Raw genomic sequence first — 23,621 nt, 5'->3', positions numbered from 1 at the left:
GCGCGCTTCCTACCTGGTTGCGTACAGCACCAGGGCCGCGGCCGCGTTGGCCAGCAACAGCCATAGCCAGCACGACTTGCGGTCGGGCGCCAGGAACGACAGCGAGATCACCGCCACCCACACCGGCGGGACGCTCCACATGACGAGCTGGTACTGCGCCGGATCCTGGCCGAGGCCGAGCATGAGATTCAGGCAGCCGCTCAGCAGCAAGGCCAGCGGCAGGCCCAGCACGGCGCCCACCAGGCCGTGGTGCAGCAGCATCGGCTCGGCAACCGGCTCGGCCCGGGCGCGCCGGCGCCGGGGCGGATCAGCTTTCATGGCGTGCTAGACGCGGGCGGGCGCGCGAGCGGTTGCGATAGCCGAGCAGGGCGGACACCAGCGGAATGCCCGTCATCAAGTACAGCAGCGTGACCGATATGGCTACCGCCAGGCTCAGATTGCCGGCCAGCAAGACCGTCGCGCCGGCGGCCAGCGCCAGGACCAGCGGCCAGCCCAGCGCGGCGGGGACGCGCGGCGAGGCTCGTTGCGTCGACAGGTTGGCCAGGATGCTGGCGAGCGCCAGCAACAGCAGGCTGAACAGCGGGGATGCCATACAGTATTGTGATTAATTATGAGAATAATTATTAATGTTAATTAATGCCGGGCAGACTGTAAACCCGGCTGCCGGGGGCGGCAGTTGCGCCGCGTCATTGTCGAGCCTGATTTGCCGCCGTGACGGCCCAGCCCGCTGGCGCGGGCGGCCGACGCGCGGTCCGGCCGTCCCGCTCAAATCCCGAACGCCTCGCCCTTCGCCACTACCCGCTGCGCCTGCTTGACTACCGGCGCGTCCACCATCCGGCCTTCGAACGTGCAGGCCGAGCGGCCCCTGGCTTCTTCTTCCTTGAAAGCGGCGATCAGCGCGCGCGCCCGCGCCACGGCGGCCGCGCTGGGGGCGAAGGCGGCGTTGGCGATGGGCACCTGGGCCGGATGAATGCAGAATGCTCCTTCGAACCCCAGCGCCGCGCCGCGCTCGACCGTCTGCCGGAACGCCTCGCGGTCGGCGAAATCGGCCACCGAACCCACGAAGCCGATGGGGGCGATGCCGGCGCGCCGGCAGGCGGCCACCGCCATGACGTTGGGCACATACAGCGTGTCGGGGGTGACCGCCATCTGCATGGACACCGCCAGGTCCTCGGCGCCGACGATCATGCCGCAGACGCGCGCATGCGCCGCCGCGATGTCGTGCATGTGATGCAGCCCTTCGGCGTCCTCGACCATGACGATCAGGCGCGTGGCGCCCGGCGCCATGCCGCGTTCGCGCTCCAGCTCGTCGACGATCTCGGCCACCGACTGCACGAAGGCGGCGTTGGGCACCTTGGGCAGCGTCAGCGCCTTGACGTGCGGGCCGACGCTGGCCTCGATATCGCGCAGCAGGTGCCGCCAGGGCCGGTTCACCCGCACGATCACGTCCTTGCCGTGACCGGCGCACAAGCCGGCGACCTCCGCCACGCGCTCGCGCGCCAGGGCTTTCTGGTCCAGCGCCACGCTGTCTTCCAGGTCCAGCTGGATGGCGTCGGCGGGCTGCTTCAGCGCGCTCTGGATGAAGCGGTCGTTGACGATCGGCACGAACAGCATCGATCGCCATGCAAAGACTTGGCTCATGGGGAGTCCTTCAGTTCAGCGCGACGCGTTCGAGTTCGGCCAGGATGTCGGCGGTGTGCTCGCCCAGGGCGGGGGCCGGGCGGCGGAAGCCGCCGGGGCTGGACGACAGGCGCGGGATGATGTTGTGCATGGGCACGCTGCCCATGTCGGCGTCCGCCAGCTCGACGATGGCCTCGCGGCCGGTGACGTAGGGGTGGCCGATGAGGTCGGCCACCGAATACACCGGCCCGGCGGTAACGCCGGCCTGCTCGAACAGCGCCAGGTTCTCTTCCTGGCCGCGCTGCGCGACGAAGTCCTGGATGATGCCGTCCAGCAGGTCCTTGTTCTGCACGCGCGCGTCGTTGTTCTCGAAGCGCGGGTCGGTCTTCAGCTCGGGCCGGCCGATGGTGTCGAAGATGCGCATGGCCATCGACTGCATGGAGCCCGACATGGCGATGTGCTTGCCGTCCCGGCACACGTACACATTGCGCGGCGCGGTGTGGGCCGACTGGTTGCCCGAGCGCAGGGTGGGCGTGCCGGTGGCCTGGAACTTGGCGGCCTCGGACGAGATCAGCGAGAAGATCGGCTCGAACAGCGACAGGTCCACCACCTGGCCCGCGCCGGTCCGCTCGGCCGAGCGCAGGGCCGTCAGCACGCCGGCCGCGCCGTAGATGCCGGCGATCATGTCGGCCATCGCCAGCGGCGGCAGGGCCGGCGGCTTGTCGGGAAAGCCGTTCAGGTAGGCGTAGCCGGACATGGCCTCGACCAGCGTGCCGAAGCCCGGCTTGCCGCTGTAGGGGCCGGTCTGGCCCCAGCCCGACACGCGCGCGATCACCAGCGCGGGATTGAGGGCATGCAGTACCTCCGGCGCCAGGCCCATCTTCTCCAGTCCGCCCGGCACGAAATTCTCGATCAGCACCTGCGAGGTCTTGATCAGCTTCTTGAGCTGGGCCAGGCCCTGCTCGGACTTGATGTCCAGCTCCAGCGAGCGCTTGTTGCGGCCATAGACCTTCCAGTAGACCGGCTGGCCGCCCTCGCGCCAATGGCGCAGGTCGTCGCCCTTGCCGGGCCGTTCCACCTTGATGACGTCGGCCCCGAAATCGGCCAGGAACAGCGACAGCATATTGCCGGCCACCAGGCGCGACAGGTCCACCACCCGTACGTCCTTGAGCGGGCCCTGCAGCCCGGGATCGCATGCTTTCATATCAGTTGATCTGCGCGCCGGAGGTCTTGACGATGTTCGCCCACAGGGCGAGGTCTTCTTCCAGGCGCCGCGCGAGTTGCGCCGGATCGTCGTTGAGGGTCTGCACGCCCAGTTCGGCGAACTTCTGCTTGATGTCGTCGCTGGCCAGGGCCTTGCGGGTAGCCTGGTAGAGCGCGTCGACGGTCGCCTTGGGCGTGCCCTTCGGCACATACATGGCGATCCACAGCTCGCCGCCGTAGCCGGGAATCTGCTCGCCGATGGCCGGCACGTCGGGCAGGGCGGGGTTGCGCTCCCGCGTGCTCACGCCCAGCGCGCGCAGCTTGCCGGACTGGATGTTGGCCATCGCCGAAGGCAGGCTGGCGAAGATGATCGGCACCTGGCCGCCCAGCACGTCGGTCATGCCCGGGGCCACGCCGCGGTATGGAATGTGCTGCAGTTTCAGGCCGCCTTTCTCGTCGAGCATGGCGCCCAGCAGGTGGTTCAGCGTGCCGTTGCCGGCCGAGGCATATTGGTACTTGCCGGGGTTGGCCTTGACCAGCTCGATGAATTCCTTGAGCGTGCCGGCTGGAAACGACGGATGCACGCACAGCACGTTGGGCACCGAGCCGACCGCCGCCACCGGCGCGAAGTCCTGCACCGGATCGAAGCCGGGGTCCTTGTAGATGGCCGGGTTGATCGCCTGGGCGCTGCTGATGGTGAACAGCACCGTATAGCCGTCGGCCGCCTCGCGCGCCACCTGGGCGGTGCCGATATTGCCGCCGGCGCCCGGCTTGTTCTGCACCACGAAGGGCTGGCCGAGCTGCTGCGCCAGCTGCTCGGCAACGATGCGCGCGACGATGTCGTTGGTGCCGCCGGGGGCTTGCGGCACCACCACGGTGACGGGTTTGTCGGGATAGGCGGCGTGCGCGCCCGCGGGTGCCAGGCTGAAGCTCGCGGCGGCGGCCAGGCCGGCCGCCAGTTTCTTGAACGACATGGGGTGTCTCCTTGGAATGGTTTGGGCCTATTCTTCACTCAAAGTTGACATAGGTAAAATAGTATAAAAATATGGTCTACATACATATTCATGTATGTTTGCGCGCGGCGCCACGCCGGACGGCGGTGCAATGTCATGACGCTCACCCAACTACGGTATTTCCTGGCCATCATCCGCTGCGGCAGCATTTCCGGCGCCGCCGCGCAGATCCACGTGGCGCAGCCGGCCATCTCGCAGCGCCTGCGCCAGCTCGAAGAAGAACTGGGCCAGGTGCTGTTCAAGCGGCTGCCGCGCGGCATCGAACTCACCCCCGCCGGGCACTATCTCAAGGAACACGCGCTGGAAATCCTGCGGCGGGTGGATTCGGTCCACGATGATCTCAAGTCGTCGGACACCAATCCCTTCGGCAATGTCACGCTGGGCATGTCCACCGCCGTCAACACCAAGTTCTGCGTGTCGGTGCTGGAGCGGGTCACCCAGGCCTATCCGAACATCCGGCTGGCCCTGACCGAACACATGAGCGGCACCCTGCTCGAATGGACGCAGGCCGGCCGCATCGACCTGGCGGTGGTCTACGACGTGCCCACCGACACGCCGCTGGCCGTGCACAGCCTGGGCCGCGAGGACCTCTACCTGGTCTCCGACCCGGCATTCAAGCGGCGCCTGGCCCCGACCGTCTCGCTGGCGGATCTCATCGACCTGGAGCTCATCCTGCCGGCGTTCCCGCAGACGCTGCGGCTGATGATAGAAAAGACCTTCGCCGACCACCTGGGCAAGGCGCCCAAAGTCCTGCTCGACGTGGACTCCACCTATGCGATCAAGAAGCTGGTGTCGGCCGGCAAGGGCCAGAGTATCCTGTCCGTGCATTCGGTCGGCGACGAGATCCGGCGCGGCGAGCTGGCGCTCACTCCGATCGCCGATCCGCCCATCACGCGCACCATCAACCTCGTGACGCATCCCAATCGCGCCGCCGACGCGGCCGTGCGCGCCGTGCACCGGGTGGTGGACGCGGTGCTGGCGGCCGGCTGAGGGAGTGCCGGCACGCGCCCACTACCCCTCGCCATCGTGCGTCGGCAAAACGGGCGGGGCAGGCCCGGATCAATATCCCACCGGGATATGACGATTCTTGAACGGCAACTGCGACAAATCCAGGCAGGCGGGCCCGGAACGTCGCAATCGATGATCTCGGCGCAGCGTTGCGCGAACGCGGCGCGGAAATGGTTCTTGGCTTTTACGCACAGCAGCCGCAGCGTTGCCGGGTCGATGCCATGCAGGGCATAGAAAGCCGGGTCGTCGGCCGCCACCACGCGCTCGGTGACAATCACGCGCAGCGACGGCAGGCCCTGGATGCGCAGCACCGCGCTCGGGCCGCAGCGTCGCTCCACCCCGGTCTGCATCGGACCGCTATTCAGGAATACGCCATCGGTGAGGCGTTCCACGGTGGCGCGCACCGGTACGCCGGCGCCAAACTGCGGGCCGTTGCGGCCGCCCAGCGTCGCTTCGATTTGCTGGCCCACGCCGGCCTGCCGCGCGGCCTGCACCGTGGCCGGGTCGGCGAAGCTGGCGAACAGCGTGGCCACCTGCGGCTGCGCGTCCATGACGGCGCGAAACAGGCCGGGCGTGTCGCCGCCGCCGCCCGACAGCGGATTGTCGCCCGAGTCGGTGACGGCGATCAGGCCCGGCTTGGCGCTGGCCAGGGCGCTGGCCAACGCCGCGGCGGGCGACGGCAGGCGCATGCGGAAGTCTTCCGCCCGTTGCCGGATGGCGGCCATGACTTGCTCGGCCGCGGCGCGCGCCGCCTGGCCATCGGGATCGCCGGCTGCATCGCTGACCACGAAGACCGCCGCCCCCGTCGCGGCGGTATCCGCATAGGGAAAGCCGCCGAACACGGACACATCCAGCACCGGCCCCACGGTGGCGTCGCGGGCGGCCTGTTCCAATGCGTGCATCGGGCCGCCGGGCGCGGTGCGCATGTTGATGCTGGGCAGGACGATCCCTTCGTTGAGCAGCACCCGCCGCGTACGCAGCCCGTCATCGGCCATGCGCAGCAGGCCCTGCAGCACGCGTTCGGCGGTCTCGTCCATATCCACGTGGGGATGGGTGCGGTACACCGAGGCGATGTCGAGGACCTCGGCCCAGGCCGGGGGCATATTGCCGTGCAGGTCGAAGCTGGCGCCCAGCGGCACGTCGGGGAGCAGGCGGCGGACCATGCGCGCCACCTCCAGTTCCGGCGTTTCGCAGGTAGCGGTGATGGCCGCGCCATGCAGCGAAAGGTAGACGGCGTCCCAGCCGCCTTGCGCCATGCCGGCCCGCAGGCCTTCCTGCACGTCGCGCATATAGCGTTGCATGACGGCGTCGTCGATGGGGCCGGCCGGCAGGGCCGCCGCGCAGCGCAGCACCGTCACGTCCCAATCCGGGCGGGTGTCGGCAAAGCGGGCCACCGCGCCCAGCTCGGTGGCGGTGCCGCGCATGGCCGGCAGCACGGCGGGCCCCGACTGCCATTCATATTGCTCGAACTGGGTCATGCCGGCCGGCACCGGCCCGAAGGCATTGCCTTCGAACCAGAGCCGCGCCACCGCCAGGCGTTTACGCTTCATTGGGCATTCCCCGGGATGTTCTTCAAGACTTCGCCGTAGCGCGCCTGCTCGGCTTTCAAGTGCTTGGCCAGGCGTTCGGCCGGTCCGCCCACCGGCACCGCGCCCAGGGCGCGGAATTTCTCGATGGTGGCGGGCTCTTTCTCGTAGGCGTCGATCACCGCGGCGATTTTATCGACGATGGGCTGCGGCGTGCCGGCCGGCGCCACGATCACGAACCAGGACGGCAGCAGGTAGCCGGGCACGGCTTCGCGCACCGGGCGCACGCCGGGCAGGACTTCCAGTGCGTCATTGCTGGCCACGCCCAGCGCCACCAGCTTGCCGGCCCGGATGTTCTCCAGGGCAGTGGGCACGTTGTCGCCCGCCAGCTGGATATGGCCGGCAATCAGGTCGGCCGAGGCCTGCGATGCGCCTTTATAGGGCACGTGGGCGATATCCACGCCCGCCAACTGCTTCAGCAGTTCCAGCTGGATGTGCCCGGTGCTGCCCACGCCCGGCGAACCCCAGTTGAGCTGGCCGGGCCTGGCCCGGGCCTGCGCCAGCAGGTCGGGAATGTTCTTCAGGCCGGTGGCCGGATTGGCCAGGATGACGTTGGGCACGTCGGCCACATAGGACACGGCGGCGAAGTCCTTGGCCGGGTCGAACGGCATCTTGGGATACACGTATGGGTTGATGGCCAGCGGGCCGGGCGTGCCCATCAGCAACGTGTAGCCATCCGGCGCGGCGCGCGCCACTTCGGCCGCGCCGATGTTGGCGCCGGCGCCCGGCTTGTTCTCGACGATGACGTTCTGCTTCAGGCCCTTGGACAGGCCGTCGGCCACCAGGCGCGCCAGCAGGTCGGTGGTGCCGCCCGCGGCGAACGGCACGATCAGCTGGATCGGCTTGGAAGGCCAGTCGCCGGCCGCGGCGGCCGGCAGCGCCAGCGCGGCCGCCAGCAGCGGCAGGACAAGATTCTTGAAAGCCCGGCGGACCGGTGGTGTGTGCTTGCGCATGGTGGGCTGCCCCTTGTGTTGGTGTCGTGCGTAATGGAAGAAAAGCTGGCTACAACGCGGCATCGACTTCGCGCGCCAGGCTGCTGTAGAGGTCCGGGCGCCGGTCGCGTCGCGACGGGTAGGCAATGCGCGCCTGTTCGACGTGCGCCCGGTCGATGTCGGCCACCAGCAGGGCGTTGCTGGCCGTGTCGGCGCTTTGCAGCACCGTGCCGTCCGGCGCCACGATCAGGCTGCCGCCGCCCATGTGCCAATCGCCCTCGCGGCCCACTTTGTTGGCCGCCGCCAGGAAGCAGCCGTTCTCGAAGGCGCGTGTGCGCAGCACCTCCTGGAACATGTTCACGCGCGAGGTGGCATAGGGCGCGAGCAGCAGTTCGGCGCCGTTCACCGCCAGGCAGCGGGCGGTTTCCGGAAAACCCATGTCATAGCAGATGCCGATGCCGACGCGCCAGTCGGCCAGCTTGTAGGTGTCGAAGCGCGTGCCATAGCGGAAGTAGATTTTCTCCAGGCTGTGCACGGCCGCCGGATGCACCTTGCGGTATTTGAAGACGATCTCGCCCGCCGGGTCGATGTGCATGGCGGTATCGAAATACAGGCCGGCTTCCACTTTCTCGTAAATGGTGGCGACCACGGCGATGCCGTGGCGCTGGGCGGCCTCGCGCATGGCGCTGATACTGGGCCCGGCATCGGTTTCGGCCAGCGCGTGGTACTTGCTGTCCTGGTACTGGGCAAAGAAGATGGTGTTGAAGAATTCCGGCAGCACGACCAGCTCGGCGCCCTGGCCGGCCGCCTGCTCGATATAGGCGGCGGCCTGGGCCAGGTTGCCCTGCAGGTCTTCAGTGCTGCGCATCTGCACACACGCGATTCTCATGGCCATGCTCCTGTGCGGGATCGGTCGCCTGCCTGGTCCTGGGGGGGAAGGCAGGGAAGTGAACATATGATCTATTTTCTGATAGTATGAATCATATGATCCACTTTTCGGGCGGCCGAGTCAACCGGTCCCCGTTCCTGCTCCCATGACCCACATTTTTCATCGCACCCCTCGTAAACCGCCGGCGCTGGCCGTGCGCGGCGAGGGCAGTTTCCTGTTCGACGGCGCCGGGCGGCGCTATTACGACGGTTCCGGCGGCGCGGCGGTGTCGTGCCTGGGGCATGCCCATCCCGAGGTGACCGAAGCCGTCATCGCGCAGATCCGCCAGCTGGAATACGCGCACACCAGCTTCTTCACGTCCGAGCCGGCCGAGCGCCTGGCCGACGTACTGGCGCAGCGCTCGCCGGCCGGGCTGGCGCACGTGTACTTCTTGTCCAGCGGTTCCGAAGCGGTGGAAACCGCCTTGAAAATGGCGCGCCAATTCCATGTGGAGCGCGGCGCGCCGGGGCGCCGCCACCATATCGCGCGCCTGCAGAGCTACCACGGCAATACGCTGGGCGCGCTGGCCATTGGCGGGCATCGCGGCCGCAAGGCCTTGTACCAGCCGCTGCTGCCGGACAGTCACCATGTATCGCCGTGCTTCGCCCGCCATTACCGCTTGCCGGGCGAATCGGACGATGCCTATGGCACCCGGCTGGCCGACGAGCTGGAGCAGACCATCCTGGCGCTGGGGCCGGACACGGTCAGCGCCTTTATTGCCGAAACCGTGGTGGGCGCGACGGCGGGCGCGGTCTGCGCCGTGCCGGGCTACTTCCGCAAGATCCGCGCCGTGTGCGATCGCCATGGCGTGCTGCTGATCCTCGACGAAGTCATGTCGGGCCTGGGGCGTACCGGCTCGTACCATGCGTTCGAGCGCGAAGCCGTGGTGCCCGATCTGCTATGCCTGGCCAAGGGCCTGGGCGGCGGCTATCAGCCGATCGCCGCGGTGATGGCGCATGACAAGGTCGTTGAGGCCATCGTCGGCGGCTCGGGCGCCTTCCAGCACGGCCACACCTATGTGGGACACCCCGTGGCCTGCGCGGGGGCGCTGGCGGTGCAGCAGATCGTGGCGCGCGATGGGCTGGTCCGGCAGTCGGCGCAATTGGGCGAGTATCTGCAGGCGCAACTGCGCGCGCGCTTCGCCGAGCATCCGCATGTCGGCGATATCCGGGGGCGCGGCCTGTTCCAGGCGATCGAGCTGGTGGCGCGGCGCGATGCCGATACCGCCTTCGACCCGGCCTTGCAGTTGCATGCGCGCATCAAGCAGCAGGCCCTGGCGCGCGGCCTGCTGTGCTACCCCGGCGGCGGCACGATCGACGGCGAACGCGGCGACCACGTGCTGTTGGCGCCGCCGTACCTGACGACGCGCGCCGAACTGGATGCGGCGGTCGAGGCGCTGGGCGAGGCCGTGGACGCCGCGATCGCCACCGTAAAATAGCTGCCTCACCGGCAACACAGGAACCCCGATGGACAAGCGCGCGGTCGACAAACTCATCGAGGAGCAGTACCCGAGCCTGCCCCCCACTTTGCAGCGCGCCGCGCGCTACGCCATCGACAATCCCAAGGCCATCGCGCTGCATTCCATGCGCGCCGTCGCCGCCGAGGCCGGGCTGCAGTCCAGCGCCATGCACCGCCTGGCGCGCCAGCTGGGGTTCGACGGCTACGAGGCCATGCGCGCCGTCTACCGCGATTGGCTGGCGCAAGACGCCGGGTCGTTCGCGCAACGCGCCACCGCGTTGCAGCGGCGCGGCGCGCGCGACAAGACCGAAAGCCTGGTGCGCGAACTGGTGCAGGCCGACAGCGGCAACCTGATGTCCATGCTGCAGCCCGCAACGCTCGATGCCATTCGCGCCGCCACCGATGTCTTGGCCGCCGCGCGCCACATCTACGTGGCGGGCCTGCGCAGCCTGTTCCCGGCGGCGTTCTATTTCCATTACGCCTGCGGCATGTTCCAGCACAACACCACGCTGTTGTCGGGCATCGCCGGCACCTTCGCCGACGACCTGCGCCGCGCCGGGCCGGACGACGCCCTGCTGGTGTTCAGCTATGAACCCTATGCGCGCGATGCGGTGTCGGCGGTGAGCTTTGCCCGCGCGCGCGGCCTGCGCATCGTCAGCGTTACCGACAGCGCCGTGTCGCCCATCGCCGCGCAGGCCGCCGCGCTGATCGTGGCCGGCAACGCCACGCCCTCGCTGTTTCCGTCCGTGGTGCCGGCCTTGTCGATTGCCCAGACCCTGGTGGCTTTGCTAGTGGCCAGCGGCGGCAATGCCAGCCTGGAAGAAATCGAGAAAAGCGAAGGGCAGTTGCGCGAGTTCGCGGTGTACCTGAAGGATCGCCCCAGGTCATAACGCGACCGGCGCGGCGCCGGATTTGCGCGAGAACGATTGGCTGGAGGTGGGTCTCGGATGGGCCCATGGTCCGTAGCGTCACGAGCAGCTATGTGCAGTGGCGCATGCGCGCCGTGCGCGCGGACCTTCGCCATGCCGCGCGCAAGCGCCTATTACCTCTCGCTATCGCGCATCAGAAAAACTGATTAGGCACCCGCGCGCCGCGCCGGTACCATCGTCCGCGAACATCTCATTCCGACAATTGATGGACATCTCCGCGGGGCGCGTGCAGGCGCCCAGCGTGGACAAGGGGAAAGAAAGATGACGTCTGTCGCAGTAGTGGGGGCGGGCATTATTGGCTTGAGCACGGCGGCCAATTTGCAGCGCATGGGGCTGGCAACGACCGTCTTCGACGCGCTTCCACCGGGCAACTGCACCAGCTATGGCAATGCCGGCATGGTCAGCGTCGCGGCGGCCATGCCGATGGCCATGCCTGGCATGCTGCGCAATGTGCCGCGGTGGCTGCGCGACCCGGAGGGACCGTTGTTCATAAATCCCCGCTACCTGCCCGCGGCGCTGCCCTGGCTGCTGCGCTGGGTGCGCGCGGGCGCCGCCGGGCAGGTGAAACGTTCGTCCCAGGGACTGTGGCAATTGCACCGCCATGCGCTGGACGAGTACCGCCGGTTGCTTGGGGCGGCCCACTTCAGCAGCCTTATTCAGACAATCGGGCAGATCCATGTATGGGACAGTCCCACGCCATCCGCGTCAGAGCGGATCGGCGCGGCCATACGCGAGGAGCTGGGTATTCCCGCCGAGATCCTGTCGCCGGCGCGGCTGCGCGAGATGGTGCCTGAATTGACGCACGATATCAGCCGCGCCCTGTACCTGCCGCAAAACGGCAATACCATCAATCCTCTGCGCCTGACGGAAACCATCGCCGGCATATTTGCCGAAGCGGGCGGGAGTATCGTGCACGAGAAGGCGGCGCGCATCGTGCCCGAGGGCAGCCGCTACCGCCTGCTGACCAACCGCGGCGACCATTGCTTCGACAAGCTCGTGGTAGCCGCGGGGGCCTGGTCGCTGGAATTGCTGGGGCCCCTGGGCCTGGGCTTTCCGCTGGAAACCGAGCGCGGCTATCACGTACAAATTGCGTCGGCCAACATCCAGGTGCCGTATCCCGTGCTGCACAAGGGGCGCGGCTTCGGAGCATGCGCCATGGAGACGGGCCTGCGCATTGCCGGCACGGTCGAGATCGCTGGCCTGCACAATCCGCCCGAGCCGCGCCGCGCCGAAGCGCTGATCAAGAATGCCAGGCGGCTGCTGCCGCGCCTGGAGGTCGGCGAGTACAAGATGTGGATGGGATACCGCCCTTCCACGCCCGACACTTTGCCGGTGCTGGGCGCCTCCGCCCGCCATCCGGGGGTGTACATCGCTTGCGGCCACGGCCATACCGGCGTCACCGCGGGCGCCGTTAGCGGCCGCCTGGTCGCCGAATTGGTCGCCGGCGTCCAGCCGTTCATCGACCCAGCCCCCTATCGCCTGGAACGCTTCTCCTGAACCGAGGTCCGCCATGACATCTATTCCCGACAAGCAGGTCGTCTCCCGTCGCCGCGTGTTGCAACTGGCTGGCGCGTCAATGGTCATGCCGCATATCTGGATTCCCCGCGCCGACGCGGCCGGGCGCGTGATCATCCGCTCGCCCGGCGGCGTTTACGACGACATCCGCCGTGAAACGATATATGAGCCGTTCCGCAAGGAGACTGGCATCGAGGTGGTGCCCGTGGCCACCACCGGCGCCAAACTGATGACCATGCTGAAGTCGGGCAACATGGAGCTCGACATCGTGGACATCACTGTGCCACAACTCATGGCCTTCCAGCGCGCCGGCGCGTTGCTGCCCATTCCATACCGCGAATTCAAGTACACCGATCCCGATGACATCGACGAAAACTACAAGTACGAGTACATAGTCGGGAATTTTATCTATGGCGTCGTCATGGGCTACAACACCGAAGCCTACGCCGCCGGCAAGGAGCCGCAGAGCTGGGCCGAGTTCTGGGACGCCCAGGCCTTCCCCGGCCCACGCATGCTGGCCGACATGAGCGTAGGAACGCCCGACCTCGAGTTTGCGTTGTTGGCGGACGGCGTGGCATTGGACAAGCTCTATCCCCTCGATATCGAACGCGCCTTTGACTCGCTGTCGCGCGTGCGGCCCGCCATTCCGAAGTTCTGGGATACCGGCTCGTTGTCCGCCCAGATGTTGAGCAGCAAGCAGGCCGTGCTGGGGTCGATCTGGAGTCCGCGCCTGATTGCTGCGGCCGAGGCCGGCGCGCCGGTGGCGGCCAGCTGGAACCAGCATTGCGTACACGTGCAGGCCTATTCGATCCTCAAGGATGGCCCGAATGTGGAAGGCGCCAAGAAACTGGTGGACTATTGCCTCAGCAAGGATGTCCAGCAGCGCTATTTCGAGCGCTACAAGGGCGGGCCGGTCACCAAGACGGCTTACAAGAACCTCAGCGCCGAACGCCGGGCCCAGATCCCGGGCGGCGAGCGCACCGCCAGGAACGGCTTCATCCTCGATGCCCAATGGTGGGAAGACAACCGCGGCAAGGTCAGCGCGGCCTGGTCCAAATGGGTGTTGAGCCGATGAAAGGCGCCGGCATCGTCCTGGAGGGACTGACCAAGAGATACGCCGGGCAGGCCGTGGTGGATCGGATATCGGCCGCCATTCCGGCCGGCAGCTTCTTTTCGCTGCTCGGTCCGAGCGGCTCCGGCAAGACCACCACGCTCATGATGATCGCGGGCTTCGCCGCTCCCGACGACGGGCGGCTGCTGCTGGACGGGCGGGATATCACCGGACAGACTCCGCAGCAGCGAGGCCTGGGCATGGTGTTCCAGAACTACGCCTTGTTTCCGCACCTCAGCGTGGAACAGAACGTGGCGTTCCCGCTGCAGGTCCGCCGGTGCAAGCCCGCCGAGATCCGCGACAAGGTCCGTTGGGCGCTGGACGTGGTGCAACTGTCGGCCTTGGCGTCGCGCCGGCCCCGGCAATTGTCGGGCGGCCAGCAGCAGCGGGTGGCCCTGGCGCGGGCCATCGCCTTCGAACCCGGCGTAGTGCTCATGGACGAGCCGCTTGGCGCGCTCGACAAGAACCTGCGCTACCGCATGCAAGTCGAGATCAAGGAAATCCAGCAGCGCCTGGGCATGACCGTTGTCTACGTGACGCACGACCAGGAGGAGGCGATGAACATGTCCGACTGCATCGCGATCATGGACCGGGGGCGCATCGCCCAGATGGGCAGCGCGCGCCAGGTCTATGAAGACCCCAATAGTTGCTTCGTGGCCAAGTTCCTGGGCGAGGCAAACCTGTTGCCGGCGCAGGCGGTTCCAGGGTACGAGCATCACCGCGACACCGCAGTGTTCGTGCGGCCCGAGCGAGTCCGCCTGCAAGCGGCCCGCGGCCCGGCCAGCGCTGGCATGATCAGTGTACCGGGCCTGGTGACGCGCGCCTCGTTCCTGGGGCATATCGTGCGCTACAGCGTCGAGACCCGGTCCGGCCATCGCCTGACCGTGGACGCGCCCAACTCGGGCGATGCCCCGCCGTTCGACATGGGGGCGGAGGTCGCGGCGCAATGGCGCCCCGCCGATACGAGGATATTGGCAAATGGCTGACGCCCTGTTGCTCGCCCGCCCCAGGCCCGCCGCGCGTCCGCGCCTGGACGGAGCCAGCGGCATGCTCATGCCGCTGCTGCTGATGTTGCTGCTCGTGCATATCGGTCCCATGCTCTGGTTCTTTTTCCAGACCTTCGCCGATGTCGAGGAGGGCTTTCTCCAGCAGGTGAGCGCCCTGGTGCTGTCGCCCGTCATGCTGCAGGTCATCTGGAACACAGTCTGGATATCGGCGGCGGTCACGCTGCTGGCGCTGCTGTGCGCCTATCCCATTGCCTACAGCCTGTGCCATGTCTCGCGCGGCGCGGCGGCGCTCATCTTTATCTGCGTGATCGTGCCGTACTTCACCTCGGTAGTGGTGCGCACCTATTCCTGGATGGTCATCCTCGGGCGCAACGGCCTCGTCAACCAGCTATTGATGAGCACGGGCCTGGCGGACGCGCCCGTCGGCCTCATGTACAACCGCACCGGCGTACTGATCGGCATGGTCTACGTCCTGCTTCCCTACCTGGTGCTGACCCTGTATGCGGCCATGAAAAGCATCGACACCAACTTGTTGCGCGCTGCCAGCGGCATGGGCGCGTCCGGGCTGTTCACGTTCTGGCGCGTATTCCTGCCGCTCAGCATGCCGGGCGTCATCTCGGGCTGCCTGATCGTCTACATCCTGGCTATCGGATTCTTCATTACCCCCGCGTTGATGGGCGGCGCGCAGGACATGATGATCGCCATGCTGATCCAGCGCGAGATCGAGACGAACCTGAACTGGGGCCTGGCGGCCGTGCTTTCGCTGGTGCTGCTGGTGATCACCATGCTGTTGTATGTGATCTATTGCCGCTACACCCAGATCGACCGCATGATGGGCAAGCACTGAGGCGCCGCATGAAAGCACTCCCCTGGGTCAATTCGTTTACCGCACTGTTGTGCGTCGTCCTGATTTCCCCCATCTTCATCGTGATGGTGCTGTCGTTCAGCGGCGACGCGCTGCTGCAGTTCCCCCCGCGTTCGTTCTCGCTGCGCTGGTACGAGAACTTCTTCGGCGACAGCCGCTGGCGCGATGCCCTGTACAACAGCCTGGTCATCGGGCTGGGCGCGTGCCTGATCGCCACCAGCGTGGGCTTCCTGGCGGCCTATGCGCTGGTGCGCGGCAAGTTCAAGGCGAAGAAGCTGGCGCTGTCGTTCATCTTGTTGCCGCTCATCATTCCCCACGTCATCAGTGCCATCGCACTGTACTTCCTGTCGAGCAAGCTGGGGTTGATCGGGGTGCGTCCATGGATCAGCGTCGCCCATGCCGTCATCGGCCTGCCCATCGTAGTGCTGATCCTGGTGTCGGCGCTGCAGAGCGTGGATGAAAACGTCGAGCGCGCCGCCTACAGCATGGGCGCGAGCCGCTGGACCACATTCCGTCGCGTGGTGATTCCCCTGGCGTTGCCGGGCGTGGTGTCGGCCGTGCTGTTCAGCTTTCTCACCTCGTTCGACGAGCTGATCATAGCCATGTTCCTGGCGGGCTTGTCCGCCGAGACCCTGCAAGTGCGCATCTGGAACAGCCTGTTGATGGACGCCGAACCCATCATCGCCGCTGTCAGCGCGCTACTCATCATGGCAACGGTCCTGTTCCTGGCCTTGGACGCCAGCCTGCGACGAATGCGCGCGCGCCGGCTCTGACCGCGGCGTGCCGCCCCGTGCGCAGGGCGCCTTTTTCTCCCCCACTGTACCTGGAGTTCTCATGATCGAAGTCGTCGATACCGGTATCGCTAAATCCAAGGGCCCGATCTCGGGCGCGGTCGTGGCTGCCGGCAGCCGCATCCTCTATACGGCGCAGGTGCCCAAGAATCCCGCCACGGGGGAAATCGTGGCGGGCGATATCGAAGCGCAGGCCCGCCAGGCGTTGTCCAACTTGAAGCAGACCGTGGAAGCGGCAGGCGGTTCGATGGCGAATGTGGCGCAGGTGCTGATCTACCTGGTCGACGGCGCCGACGCGCCCGTCATGAACCGCGTCTACGCCGAATTTTTCACCCCGCCTTATCCCAATCGCGCCACGGTGGTGGTGAAAGAACTACTGGCCCCGGGCATGCGCATTGAAATGGTGGCGCACGCGATGCTCGGCTAACGGCTGGCGCGGCCTGGCTCGGGCCGGTCATTTGCGGCTTGCATGCGCCGGTGAAAATCCACATCGATGGCGCGTGATTCCTCGCGCGCCAGCTCGACCAGGTAGTCAAGTTCCGCGGCCGGATACTGGCTGCAATCGGCCCGGTAGGCGCAAATGCCAAGATGGGTCTCGGGCGAGAAGGCCAGCGCGCGCAGTGCGGCATGCCGGAACAGGTGCAGCACCAGGGAATGCGACAGCGCAAAGCCGACGCCGCTTTCGACCAGGGCGCAGACTGTGATGGATGTCGCGCAGTCGACAATCGATTCGGGCGGCGAGGGGGCCCGGTCGAACAGACACGATATCTGGTCTTCCGTGCCTTCACTCAAGTGCGAGAAACTGACCATGTCATAGCGGTGCAGGTCGAGCGCATCGACCCGGTCGCGGCCGGCCAACGGATGGTCGTGCGCCACGATGCAGTGCAGGGGCGTGCGCAGGATGCCTTCTTGCCGGACTCCCGGGATGGCGGGAACTTCCAACCCGAAACCGATATCCGCCTTCTGCGATACGACCATGGATTGCACCAAGTTCGATGCCCGCGAAGACAGCGACATGCGCACGTTGGGATACCGTGCGCGGAACTGCTGGATGACGCGCGGCAATACCGCGGCTCCAAAAGAGGGGGTGGTAACGATGTGCAGCCGCCGGTTTTCGTTGTGGCCGAGCAGCGCCGCCACTTCATTGATGGTGTCCAGGCCGGTGAACGCGCGTTCGATTTCGGCGACCAGCAGCTTTGCTTTTTCCGTAGGGATGAGGCGCCCGCCGGCCCGTTCGAACAGGACGAAACCCAGGCGTTCCTCGGCGTCTTTCAGCACATTGCTGACGGCGGGCTGCGTAACGTGCAGTTGCGCCGCGGCGCCGGTGGCCGTGCCGGTGAGCACAACTGCGCGGATGACCTCCACATGCCGGAAGCTCAGGCCTCGACTCAAGCGATTCTCCCCTGGGATGACAGACCCCGTGCGGATGGTTGTCGCTTTGGTGGGTTACCGCGGGGGCATGGCATTCTAGGCAGCACCCCGCGAGCGGCGCAATTGGGGTTGCCTCCCGCTGTCGCGTCATCCGAGCGGCCCCGCGCGTGGCGGCCGTATCATGAAGATGCCGCTTCCGGAAAAGGGAAAGGGCCAGCGGCGTGAAGCGCGCTGGCCCTTTGAATTGGTGGCGGAGCGGACGGGGCTCGAACCCGCGACCCCCGGCGTGACAGGCCGGTATTCTAACCAACTGAACTACCGCTCCGCAGCGGTGTACTACATGCCAGGTAGACTGGCGTCCCCTAGGGGATTCGAACCCCTGTACTCACCGTGAAAGGGTGATGTCCTAGGCCTCTAGACGAAGGGGACTTGGACTTACTGTACTGCTTTACTACCACTTCGCTTTCGACTGGTGGAGGTAAGCGGGATCGAACCGCTGACCTCTTGCATGCCATGCAAGCGCTCTCCCAGCTGAGCTATACCCCCGTTTCCTAAAACCGCCTGCAAACTTCAGTTTTTACGCTGTCGCTGCAGGTTTTATTTAGTGCCGTTGGCGAAGAAACGAGATTATGCACGAGTTTTTTTTGGTGTGCAAGTTGGGCGAAGAAAAATCAGCAAAATCCAAAAAAATGTACTCCCGGCCAGCCTGCGCTTCAACGGCCGGGCTTGCGGCGGCCCAGGGCGGCGGCGGCGACCAGCGCCATGGCGACCAGCGCCAGCACCGGGGTGTCGCCAAAGCGCGCGTAGGGCGTCAGGCCGGTCATGCCCTGTACCGAGACCGGCAGGATGCCGGCTTGGTGCGCCGGCAATTGCGCGGCGACGCGGCCGCGCGCGTCGATGGCGGCGGTGATGCCGGTGTTGGTGGCGGCCAGCATGGGGCGCGCCGTTTCCAGGGTGCGCAGCCGGGCAATCTGCAAATGCTGGCGCAGCGCCCAGGTATTGCCGAACCAGCCCAGGTTGCTGACGTTGGCCAGGATGGTCGCGCCCGGCTCGCCGCCGGGGCCGGGGTGCAGCGCCGGCAGCAGCTCGATGCCGAACAGGTCTTCGTAGCAGATATTGAAGGCCACGTACTGGCCGGCCACCTGGAACGGCGGCTGGCGGGTTGCGCCGGCATCAAAGTCGCCCAGCGGGATGTTCAGCATGTCGACGAACCAGCGGAAGCCGGGCGGCACGTATTCGCCCCACGGCACCAGGTGGTGCTTGTCATAGCGCAGCGGGGTGGCGCCGCTGCGCAATTGCGCCAGCGGCGTGGCGGCGTCGAAGCCGATGACGCTGTTGGTGTAGCGGGTCTGCCCATCCGGGGCGCGTTCGCGCAGCGGCACGCCCATGGCGATGGTGGACTGGGTGCGCGCGGCGACCTCGCGCCAGGCTTCCCAGACGCGCGGATCGAGCTGGTCCTGGAAGACCGGCAGCACGGTCTCGGGCAGGATGATCAGGTCGGCCGGCGGCGCGGGCAGCGAGGCCAGTTCCAGGTGGCGGCGCACGCCCAGTTCCAGCAGCGCCGGGTCGAATTTCTGCGACTGTTCGACATTGCCCTGCACCAGCCGCACCTGCAGCGGCTCGCCGGCCGGGCGCGACCAGCCGATGCCGCGCAGCGGCCAGCCGGCGGCCACCAGCACCAGCGCCACGGCCAATGCCAGCCCGCGCCGGGCGTCGGTGCGGGCGCCGGCGCCGCGCGCGGCCTGCCACAGTCCGGCCAGGGCGGCCGCGGCGAAGGCCGCCAGCAGCGCCATGCCATGCACGCCCAGCACGGGCGCCCAGCCGGCCAGCGGGCTGTCGGCATGGGCGTAGCCGATGTTCAGCCAGGGAAAACCGGTCAGCACCGTGGCGCGCAGCCACTCCAGCAGCGCCCAGGCGGCCGCCCAGGCAAGCGCCGCCACCACCATGCGGCGGGCCGGGGCCGGATCCGGCTCGTCCATGGCCGGCGGCGGGCAGAGCCAGCGCGCCAGCGCGCAGGCCGCGGCCGGGAACAGCGCCAGGAAGGCGGACAAGGCCAGCACCCCGGCCACCGCGAGCGGCGCGGCCAGGCCGCCGTAGCGGTGCAGGCTGATGAAAATCCAGTACAGGCCCAGCGAGTAGCTGGCGAAGCTGAACCACCAGCCGCGCAGCAGCGCCCGGCCGATGCCGGGAGCGTGCAGGGTGGCGTGGGCGGCGCAGGCCAGCGCCAGCACCTGCACCAGGGCCAGCGCCCAGGCGGGCAGCGGCCCGGGCGCGAAGGTCAGGGCATGAATGGCGCCCGCCGCCAGCAGGCCGATGGCGGCCCAGCGCGGGGCGCGGCTCGGACGCGCGCTCATGGGCCGGGCGTGGCCGGGTCCGACGGGGGCAGGGCCGAGGCCGGCAGGCGCTTGGCGCGCAGCCACAGCGCGCGGCGCGCATCGGCGCGCAGCACCTCGATCTGCAGGTCGCCATGGCGCGCGCTGTCGCCGCGCCGGGGGATGCGCCCCAGCTGGCCGCCGAGCCAGCCCCCGACGCTGTCGTATTCGTCGTCGGGCAGGTCGGTGGCGAACGTCTCGTTGAAATGGCTGATTTCAGTGGTGGCCATCAGGCGCCATTGGTTCTCGCCTTCGGGGAAGATGCTCTCTTCGTCGTCATCGTCGAATTCGTCTTCGATGTCGCCGACGATCTGCTCCAGCACGTCTTCCATGGTGACCAGCCCGGAGATGCCGCCGTGCTCGTCGATGACGATGGCCAGATGGTTGTGGCTGGCGCGGAAGTCGCGCAGCAGCACGTTCAGGCGCTTGGCTTCGGGGATGAATACCGCCGGCCGGATCAGCGAGCGCAGTTCGATGCCGGGTTCGAGCATGCAGCGCAGCAGGTCCTTGGCGAGCAGGATGCCGATGATGTTGTCGCGGTCGTCTTCGTAGACCGGGAAGCGCGAATGCGCCGCTTCGATGATGAAGGCCAGTTGCTGGGACAGGGGCTGGGCCACGTCGAGCAGGTCCATGCGCGAGCGCGGCACCATGATGTCGGCCACGGTGCGGTCGGACATGGCCAGCGCGCCCTTGATCATGCCGTAGGATTCCACGTCGAGCAGGTCGCGGTCGTGGGCGGCATCGAGCACGGCCTTGATGCCTTCGCGGTCTTCAGGTTCGCGGCGCACCAGGGCAAGCAGGCGGTCTAGCAGGGATTTGGTCGAGGTTTTTGCGGGTCGCGCGGGTTGCGCGTCGTTGGCAGGGTAAGGGTCGGACATCGTCCAAAGCGGACAAGTTAGGGAAAGGTCAGCATAACCGAATATCGGCTGCCAATTGTTACGGCGCGGCGACCGGCCGTCTCAGGCGTAGGGGTCGGCAATGCGCATCGCCGCCAGGATGGCGGTTTCCAGCGCTTCCATGCGGCGCGCGTCGCGCGCCTTGATGTGGTCGTAGCCCAGCGCGTGCAGCACGCCGTGCACCGTCAGGTGGGCGGCGTGGTCCAGCAGCGGCTTGCGCTGTTCGCGCGCTTCGCGCGCCAGCACCGGCACGCAGATGACGATATCGCCGCGCGCGGTGCCCAGCGGGTCGGTGCCGTACTCGAAGGTGAGCACGTTGGTGGCGTAGTCGCGCGCGCGGTAGTCGCGGTTCAGGCGGCGTCCCTCGGCCTGACCCACCAGGCGCAGGCTGAGTTCGGCCCGCGCGAACGGCGCCAGGCCGTCGCGCGCGGCGCCGTCGAGCGCGCGGCGCGCCCAGCGGCGCAGCCGCCAGCGCGGCAGGCGCGGCTCGGCCACGCTGTATTGCACCGACAGCGACAGCTCAGGATTCATCTTCGGCCGCGCGGTCGTAGGCGTCGACGATGCGCGCCACCAGCGGGTGGCGCACCACGTCGCGGCTGGTGAAGCGGGTGGTGGCGATGCCCTGCACGTCGTCGAGCACGCGCACCGCATGGGCCAGCCCGCTTTGCTGGCCGCGCGGCAGGTCGACCTGGGACGGGTCGCCGGTGATCACCGCCTTGCTGCCGAAGCCGATGCGGGTCAGGAACATCTTCATCTGCTCGGGCGTGGTGTTCTGCGCCTCGTCCAGGATGACAAAGGCATGGTTGAGCGTGCGGCCGCGCATGTAGGCCAGCGGGGCGATCTCGATGGTCTGCTTCTCGAACAGGCGCTGCACCTTGTCGAAGCCCATCAGGTCGTACAGGGCGTCGTACAGCGGCCGCAGGTACGGGTCGACCTTCTGGGCCAGGTCGCCGGGCAGGAAGCCCAGGCGCTCGCCCGCCTCGACCGCCGGGCGGGTCAGCACCAGGCGCTGCACGGAATCGCGCTCCATGGCGTCGATGGCGCATGCCACCGCCAGCCAGGTCTTGCCGGTGCCGGCCGGGCCGATGCCGAAGGTGATGTCGTGCTTGAGGATGTTGTTCAGGTAGTCGCGCTGGCGCGGCGTGCGCGGCCGCAGGTCGCTGCGCCGGGTGCGCAGCACGATGCTGTCGCCGTCCTCGCCGTCGCCGGTCGGCAGCGCGGCCGGATCGACGCCGCGCGCATCGTCGCCGGCCTGCTGGGCGTCGGCGCGCCCGACGCCCATCTCGACCAGGCCGAGCTGGATGTCGTCCACCGACAGCGCGCGGTGCACGGCCTGTTCGTGGAAGCGGCGCAGCGCGCGGCCGGCCAGTTCGGCGCGCTCGCCCTCGAGCGTGACGCGGCTGCCCCGTCGGGCCAGCGTGACGCCCATGCCGTCGGCCAATTGCCGCAGGTTTTCGTCGAGCGGGCCGCACAGGTTGGCCAGGTGCGTGTTGTCGCCCTCGAGGTTGATCACGGTGGGCATGCTGCGGCGGGTACGGCTACGGGTTGGCGTCATGCGGTGCCTTGTGCGGTGCCGTCGACGTCCGCCACCCGAGCGCGCAGGGAGTTCGGATAGGCTTCGGTGATGATCACGTCGACCATTTGCCCGATCAGGCGCGGCGGGGCGGGGAAGTTGACGATGCGGTTGTTTTCGGTGCGGCCCATCAGTTCGTTGGGATCGCGTCGCGAGGGGCCTTCGACCAGCAGGCGCTGGCGCGTGCCCACCATGGCCCGGGCGATCTCGGCGGCCTGGCGGTTGATGAGGGCCTGCAACTGCTGCAGGCGGCGCAGCTTGACGTCCTGCGGCGTGTCGTCGGGCAGGTCGGCGGCCGGCGTGCCGGGGCGGCGCGAATAGACGAACGAGAACGAGGTGTCGAAGCCCACGTCTTCGATCAGCTTGAGGGTCTTCTGGAAGTCTTCTTCGGTTTCGCCGGGAAAGCCCACGATGAAGTCGGACGACAGCGTCAGCCCCGGGCGCGCGGCGCGCAGGCGCCGCACCACCGACTTGAATTCCAGCGTCGTGTAGCCCCGCTTCATGGCCGCCAGCACGCGGTCGCTGCCGGCCTGCACGGGCAGGTGCAGGAACGACACCAGCTTGGGCAGGCGCGCATAGGCCTCGACCATGCGCTGGGTCATTTCCTTGGGGTGCGAGGTGGTGTAGCGAATGCGCTCGATGCCGGGGATTTCGTGCACGTACTCGAGCAGCATGGCGAAATCGGCGATTTCGCCGCTGTCGCCCATGGCGCCGCGGTAGGCGTTGACGTTCTGCCCCAGCAGGGTGACTTCCTTGACGCCCTGGTCGGCCAGGTCGGCCACTTCGACCAGCACGTCGTCGAACGGGCGCGAGACTTCGGCGCCGCGGGTATAGGGCACCACGCAGAAGCTGCAATACTTGCTGCAGCCCTCCATGATGGACACGAACGCGGTGGCGCCATCGACGCGCGGCGGCGGCAGGGCGTCGAATTTTTCGATCTCGGGGAAACTGATGTCCACCTGCGAGGCGCCGGAGGCGCGGCGCCGCGCGATCAGTTCGGGCAGGCGGTGCAGCGTCTGCGGGCCGAACACCACGTCGACGTAGGGCGCGCGCTTGACGATGGCCTCGCCTTCCTGGCTGGCCACGCAGCCGCCCACGCCGATGACCAGGTCGGGGTTGAGCTTCTTCAGGTGCTGCACCCGGCCCAGGTCGGAGAACACCTTTTCCTGCGCCTTTTCGCGCACCGAACAGGTGTTGAACAGGATGACGTCGGCGTCTTCGGGGTTGTCGGTCAGTTCGAGGCCCTGGTCGCCGCGCAATACGTCGACCATCTTGTCCGAGTCGTACTCGTTCATCTGGCAGCCGAAGGTGCGGATGTACAGCTTGCGGGCGGAGGCGGCGGAAGGGCCGGACGCGGCGGCGGGCGCGCCGGCGCGCTTGATGGAGGTTTCTTGCATGGCGTGCGCCGTGACGGGTGTAGATCCCGGGGGCGGAAATGGACGG

General features: G+C 67.6%; 22 protein-coding genes, 3 tRNA genes and 1 pseudogene. 9 read left to right on the top strand and 17 right to left on the bottom strand.

What is annotated here, in order from left to right; genetic code table 11:
- Nucleotides 1–9: 9 nt before the first annotated feature.
- From CAL24_RS17420 to CAL24_RS17400, 5 genes are all read right to left on the bottom strand, one after another.
- Complete coding sequence (locus tag CAL24_RS17420) at nt 10–318, bottom strand: hypothetical protein (protein ID WP_141218095.1); 309 nt, start codon at nt 316–318, stop codon at nt 10–12.
- Nucleotides 308–592, bottom strand: a complete 285-nt coding sequence (locus CAL24_RS17415) for a hypothetical protein (protein WP_094807384.1) — start codon at nt 590–592, stop codon at nt 308–310. The genes CAL24_RS17420 and CAL24_RS17415 overlap by 11 nt, the downstream gene beginning before the upstream one ends.
- A gap of 173 nt (nt 593–765) precedes the next feature.
- Entirely contained in the window at nt 766–1,641 is an 876-nt protein-coding gene (locus tag CAL24_RS17410) for an HpcH/HpaI aldolase/citrate lyase family protein (RefSeq protein ID WP_094807383.1), read from the bottom strand.
- A gap of 10 nt (nt 1,642–1,651) precedes the next feature.
- Entirely contained in the window at nt 1,652–2,824 is a 1,173-nt protein-coding gene (locus CAL24_RS17405; RefSeq protein ID WP_094807382.1) for a CaiB/BaiF CoA transferase family protein, read from the bottom strand.
- Nucleotide 2,825: 1 nt separating this feature from the next.
- The gene (locus tag CAL24_RS17400; protein ID WP_094807381.1) at nt 2,826–3,797 is read right to left on the bottom strand and encodes a Bug family tripartite tricarboxylate transporter substrate binding protein; all 972 of its coding nucleotides are present in this window, start codon (nt 3,795–3,797) and stop codon (nt 2,826–2,828) included.
- 135 nt (nt 3,798–3,932) lie between these two features.
- On the opposite strand from CAL24_RS17400, the gene CAL24_RS17395 reads away from it, so the two are divergent.
- Complete coding sequence (locus tag CAL24_RS17395) at nt 3,933–4,826, top strand: LysR family transcriptional regulator (protein WP_051439279.1); 894 nt, start codon at nt 3,933–3,935, stop codon at nt 4,824–4,826.
- Nucleotides 4,827–5,014: 188 nt separating this feature from the next.
- On the opposite strand, the pseudogene CAL24_RS17390 reads toward CAL24_RS17395, so the two are convergent.
- From CAL24_RS17390 to CAL24_RS17380, 3 genes and pseudogenes are all read right to left on the bottom strand, one after another.
- A pseudogene (locus tag CAL24_RS17390) lies at nt 5,015–6,322 on the bottom strand (M81 family metallopeptidase); the annotation flags it as partial.
- A gap of 68 nt (nt 6,323–6,390) precedes the next feature.
- The gene (locus CAL24_RS17385) at nt 6,391–7,383 is read right to left on the bottom strand and encodes a Bug family tripartite tricarboxylate transporter substrate binding protein (protein WP_094807379.1); all 993 of its coding nucleotides are present in this window, start codon (nt 7,381–7,383) and stop codon (nt 6,391–6,393) included.
- Nucleotides 7,384–7,432: 49 nt separating this feature from the next.
- Complete coding sequence (locus tag CAL24_RS17380) at nt 7,433–8,251, bottom strand: carbon-nitrogen hydrolase family protein (RefSeq protein WP_170947118.1); 819 nt, start codon at nt 8,249–8,251, stop codon at nt 7,433–7,435.
- Between the two features lie 145 nt (nt 8,252–8,396).
- Here CAL24_RS17380 and CAL24_RS17375 point away from each other — a divergent pair, with 145 nt between their 5' ends.
- The 8 genes from CAL24_RS17375 to CAL24_RS17340 all read left to right on the top strand — a co-directional run bounded on the left by CAL24_RS17375 (nt 8,397) and on the right by CAL24_RS17340 (nt 16,393).
- Nucleotides 8,397–9,728 carry an aspartate aminotransferase family protein gene (locus CAL24_RS17375; protein ID WP_094807377.1) on the top strand — a complete coding sequence of 444 codons (1,332 nt, stop codon included), beginning with the start codon at nt 8,397–8,399 and terminating at the stop codon, nt 9,726–9,728.
- A gap of 28 nt (nt 9,729–9,756) precedes the next feature.
- Nucleotides 9,757–10,638, top strand: a complete 882-nt coding sequence (locus tag CAL24_RS17370) for a MurR/RpiR family transcriptional regulator (protein ID WP_094807376.1) — start codon at nt 9,757–9,759, stop codon at nt 10,636–10,638.
- A 300-nt stretch (nt 10,639–10,938) separates the two neighbouring features.
- Nucleotides 10,939–12,174, top strand: coding sequence for an NAD(P)/FAD-dependent oxidoreductase (locus CAL24_RS17365; protein ID WP_094807375.1), 1,236 nt, complete (start codon nt 10,939–10,941; stop codon nt 12,172–12,174).
- 13 nt (nt 12,175–12,187) lie between these two features.
- Nucleotides 12,188–13,267 carry an extracellular solute-binding protein gene (locus CAL24_RS17360; RefSeq protein ID WP_081760331.1) on the top strand — a complete coding sequence of 360 codons (1,080 nt, stop codon included), beginning with the start codon at nt 12,188–12,190 and terminating at the stop codon, nt 13,265–13,267.
- Nucleotides 13,264–14,289: an ABC transporter ATP-binding protein gene (locus CAL24_RS17355; protein WP_038853020.1), complete on the top strand. Its 1,026-nt coding sequence runs from the start codon at nt 13,264–13,266 to the stop codon at nt 14,287–14,289. The genes CAL24_RS17360 and CAL24_RS17355 overlap by 4 nt, the downstream gene beginning before the upstream one ends.
- A complete protein-coding gene (locus CAL24_RS17350; protein ID WP_028353072.1) occupies nt 14,282–15,157 on the top strand; it encodes an ABC transporter permease in 876 nt (291 codons plus the stop codon). Before CAL24_RS17355 ends, CAL24_RS17350 begins: the two co-directional genes overlap by 8 nt.
- 8 nt (nt 15,158–15,165) lie before the next feature.
- Nucleotides 15,166–15,948 carry an ABC transporter permease gene (locus CAL24_RS17345; protein ID WP_038853022.1) on the top strand — a complete coding sequence of 261 codons (783 nt, stop codon included), beginning with the start codon at nt 15,166–15,168 and terminating at the stop codon, nt 15,946–15,948.
- Between the two features lie 61 nt (nt 15,949–16,009).
- Nucleotides 16,010–16,393 carry a RidA family protein gene (locus tag CAL24_RS17340; RefSeq protein ID WP_028353074.1) on the top strand — a complete coding sequence of 128 codons (384 nt, stop codon included), beginning with the start codon at nt 16,010–16,012 and terminating at the stop codon, nt 16,391–16,393.
- Here CAL24_RS17340 and CAL24_RS17335 read toward each other — a convergent pair.
- The 9 genes from CAL24_RS17335 to miaB form a co-directional block, all read right to left on the bottom strand.
- Nucleotides 16,390–17,358: a LysR substrate-binding domain-containing protein gene (locus CAL24_RS17335; RefSeq protein WP_094807374.1), complete on the bottom strand. Its 969-nt coding sequence runs from the start codon at nt 17,356–17,358 to the stop codon at nt 16,390–16,392. The genes CAL24_RS17340 and CAL24_RS17335 overlap by 4 nt on opposite strands.
- 227 nt (nt 17,359–17,585) lie before the next feature.
- A tRNA-Asp gene (locus CAL24_RS17330) sits at nt 17,586–17,662 on the bottom strand.
- A gap of 28 nt (nt 17,663–17,690) precedes the next feature.
- Nucleotides 17,691–17,766 (bottom strand) — tRNA-Glu (locus tag CAL24_RS17325).
- Between the two features lie 41 nt (nt 17,767–17,807).
- Nucleotides 17,808–17,883: transfer RNA gene (locus CAL24_RS17320), tRNA-Ala, on the bottom strand.
- Nucleotides 17,884–18,050: 167 nt separating this feature from the next.
- Entirely contained in the window at nt 18,051–19,691 is a 1,641-nt protein-coding gene (gene lnt / locus CAL24_RS17315; protein WP_094807373.1) for an apolipoprotein N-acyltransferase, read from the bottom strand.
- On the bottom strand, nt 19,688–20,587 hold the full coding sequence (locus CAL24_RS17310) for an HlyC/CorC family transporter (protein ID WP_094807372.1): 900 nt from the start codon (nt 20,585–20,587) through the stop codon (nt 19,688–19,690). Before CAL24_RS17310 ends, lnt begins: the two co-directional genes overlap by 4 nt.
- Nucleotides 20,588–20,668: 81 nt before the next feature.
- Nucleotides 20,669–21,136, bottom strand: coding sequence for an rRNA maturation RNase YbeY (gene ybeY / locus CAL24_RS17305; RefSeq protein WP_094807371.1), 468 nt, complete (start codon nt 21,134–21,136; stop codon nt 20,669–20,671).
- Nucleotides 21,126–22,160, bottom strand: a complete 1,035-nt coding sequence (locus tag CAL24_RS17300; protein ID WP_094807370.1) for a PhoH family protein — start codon at nt 22,158–22,160, stop codon at nt 21,126–21,128. The genes ybeY and CAL24_RS17300 overlap by 11 nt, the downstream gene beginning before the upstream one ends.
- Nucleotides 22,157–23,575 (bottom strand): tRNA (N6-isopentenyl adenosine(37)-C2)-methylthiotransferase MiaB, encoded by a 1,419-nt coding sequence (gene miaB, locus CAL24_RS17295; protein ID WP_028353080.1) that lies wholly within the window; start codon nt 23,573–23,575, stop codon nt 22,157–22,159. Before miaB ends, CAL24_RS17300 begins: the two co-directional genes overlap by 4 nt.
- Nucleotides 23,576–23,621: the final 46 nt, after the last annotated feature.

Origin of the sequence: Bordetella genomosp. 2 (assembly GCF_002261345.1) — a bacterium.
Lineage (GTDB): Bacteria > Pseudomonadota > Gammaproteobacteria > Burkholderiales > Burkholderiaceae_B > Bordetella_A.
This window is presented reverse-complemented; position numbering and strand designations above follow the sequence as displayed.

Excerpts from the sequence above, each read along its gene's own strand:
- CAL24_RS17420 (WP_141218095.1), bottom strand. The coding sequence starts at position 318 with ATGAAAGCTGATCCGCCCCGGCGCCGGCGCGCCCGGGCCGAGCCGGTT.
- CAL24_RS17415 (WP_094807384.1), bottom strand. The coding sequence starts at position 592 with ATGGCATCCCCGCTGTTCAGCCTGCTGTTGCTGGCGCTCGCCAGCATC.
- CAL24_RS17410 (WP_094807383.1), bottom strand. The coding sequence starts at position 1,641 with ATGAGCCAAGTCTTTGCATGGCGATCGATGCTGTTCGTGCCGATCGTC.
- CAL24_RS17405 (WP_094807382.1), bottom strand. The coding sequence starts at position 2,824 with ATGAAAGCATGCGATCCCGGGCTGCAGGGCCCGCTCAAGGACGTACGG.
- CAL24_RS17400 (WP_094807381.1), bottom strand. The coding sequence starts at position 3,797 with ATGTCGTTCAAGAAACTGGCGGCCGGCCTGGCCGCCGCCGCGAGCTTC.
- CAL24_RS17395 (WP_051439279.1), top strand. The coding sequence starts at position 3,933 with ATGACGCTCACCCAACTACGGTATTTCCTGGCCATCATCCGCTGCGGC.
- CAL24_RS17385 (WP_094807379.1), bottom strand. The coding sequence starts at position 7,383 with ATGCGCAAGCACACACCACCGGTCCGCCGGGCTTTCAAGAATCTTGTC.
- CAL24_RS17380 (WP_170947118.1), bottom strand. The coding sequence starts at position 8,251 with ATGAGAATCGCGTGTGTGCAGATGCGCAGCACTGAAGACCTGCAGGGC.
- CAL24_RS17375 (WP_094807377.1), top strand. The coding sequence starts at position 8,397 with ATGACCCACATTTTTCATCGCACCCCTCGTAAACCGCCGGCGCTGGCC.
- CAL24_RS17370 (WP_094807376.1), top strand. The coding sequence starts at position 9,757 with ATGGACAAGCGCGCGGTCGACAAACTCATCGAGGAGCAGTACCCGAGC.
- CAL24_RS17365 (WP_094807375.1), top strand. The coding sequence starts at position 10,939 with ATGACGTCTGTCGCAGTAGTGGGGGCGGGCATTATTGGCTTGAGCACG.
- CAL24_RS17360 (WP_081760331.1), top strand. The coding sequence starts at position 12,188 with ATGACATCTATTCCCGACAAGCAGGTCGTCTCCCGTCGCCGCGTGTTG.
- CAL24_RS17355 (WP_038853020.1), top strand. The coding sequence starts at position 13,264 with ATGAAAGGCGCCGGCATCGTCCTGGAGGGACTGACCAAGAGATACGCC.
- CAL24_RS17350 (WP_028353072.1), top strand. The coding sequence starts at position 14,282 with ATGGCTGACGCCCTGTTGCTCGCCCGCCCCAGGCCCGCCGCGCGTCCG.
- CAL24_RS17345 (WP_038853022.1), top strand. The coding sequence starts at position 15,166 with ATGAAAGCACTCCCCTGGGTCAATTCGTTTACCGCACTGTTGTGCGTC.
- CAL24_RS17340 (WP_028353074.1), top strand. The coding sequence starts at position 16,010 with ATGATCGAAGTCGTCGATACCGGTATCGCTAAATCCAAGGGCCCGATC.
- lnt (WP_094807373.1), bottom strand. The coding sequence starts at position 19,691 with ATGAGCGCGCGTCCGAGCCGCGCCCCGCGCTGGGCCGCCATCGGCCTG.
- CAL24_RS17310 (WP_094807372.1), bottom strand. The coding sequence starts at position 20,587 with ATGTCCGACCCTTACCCTGCCAACGACGCGCAACCCGCGCGACCCGCA.
- ybeY (WP_094807371.1), bottom strand. The coding sequence starts at position 21,136 with ATGAATCCTGAGCTGTCGCTGTCGGTGCAATACAGCGTGGCCGAGCCG.
- CAL24_RS17300 (WP_094807370.1), bottom strand. The coding sequence starts at position 22,160 with ATGACGCCAACCCGTAGCCGTACCCGCCGCAGCATGCCCACCGTGATC.
- miaB (WP_028353080.1), bottom strand. The coding sequence starts at position 23,575 with ATGCAAGAAACCTCCATCAAGCGCGCCGGCGCGCCCGCCGCCGCGTCC.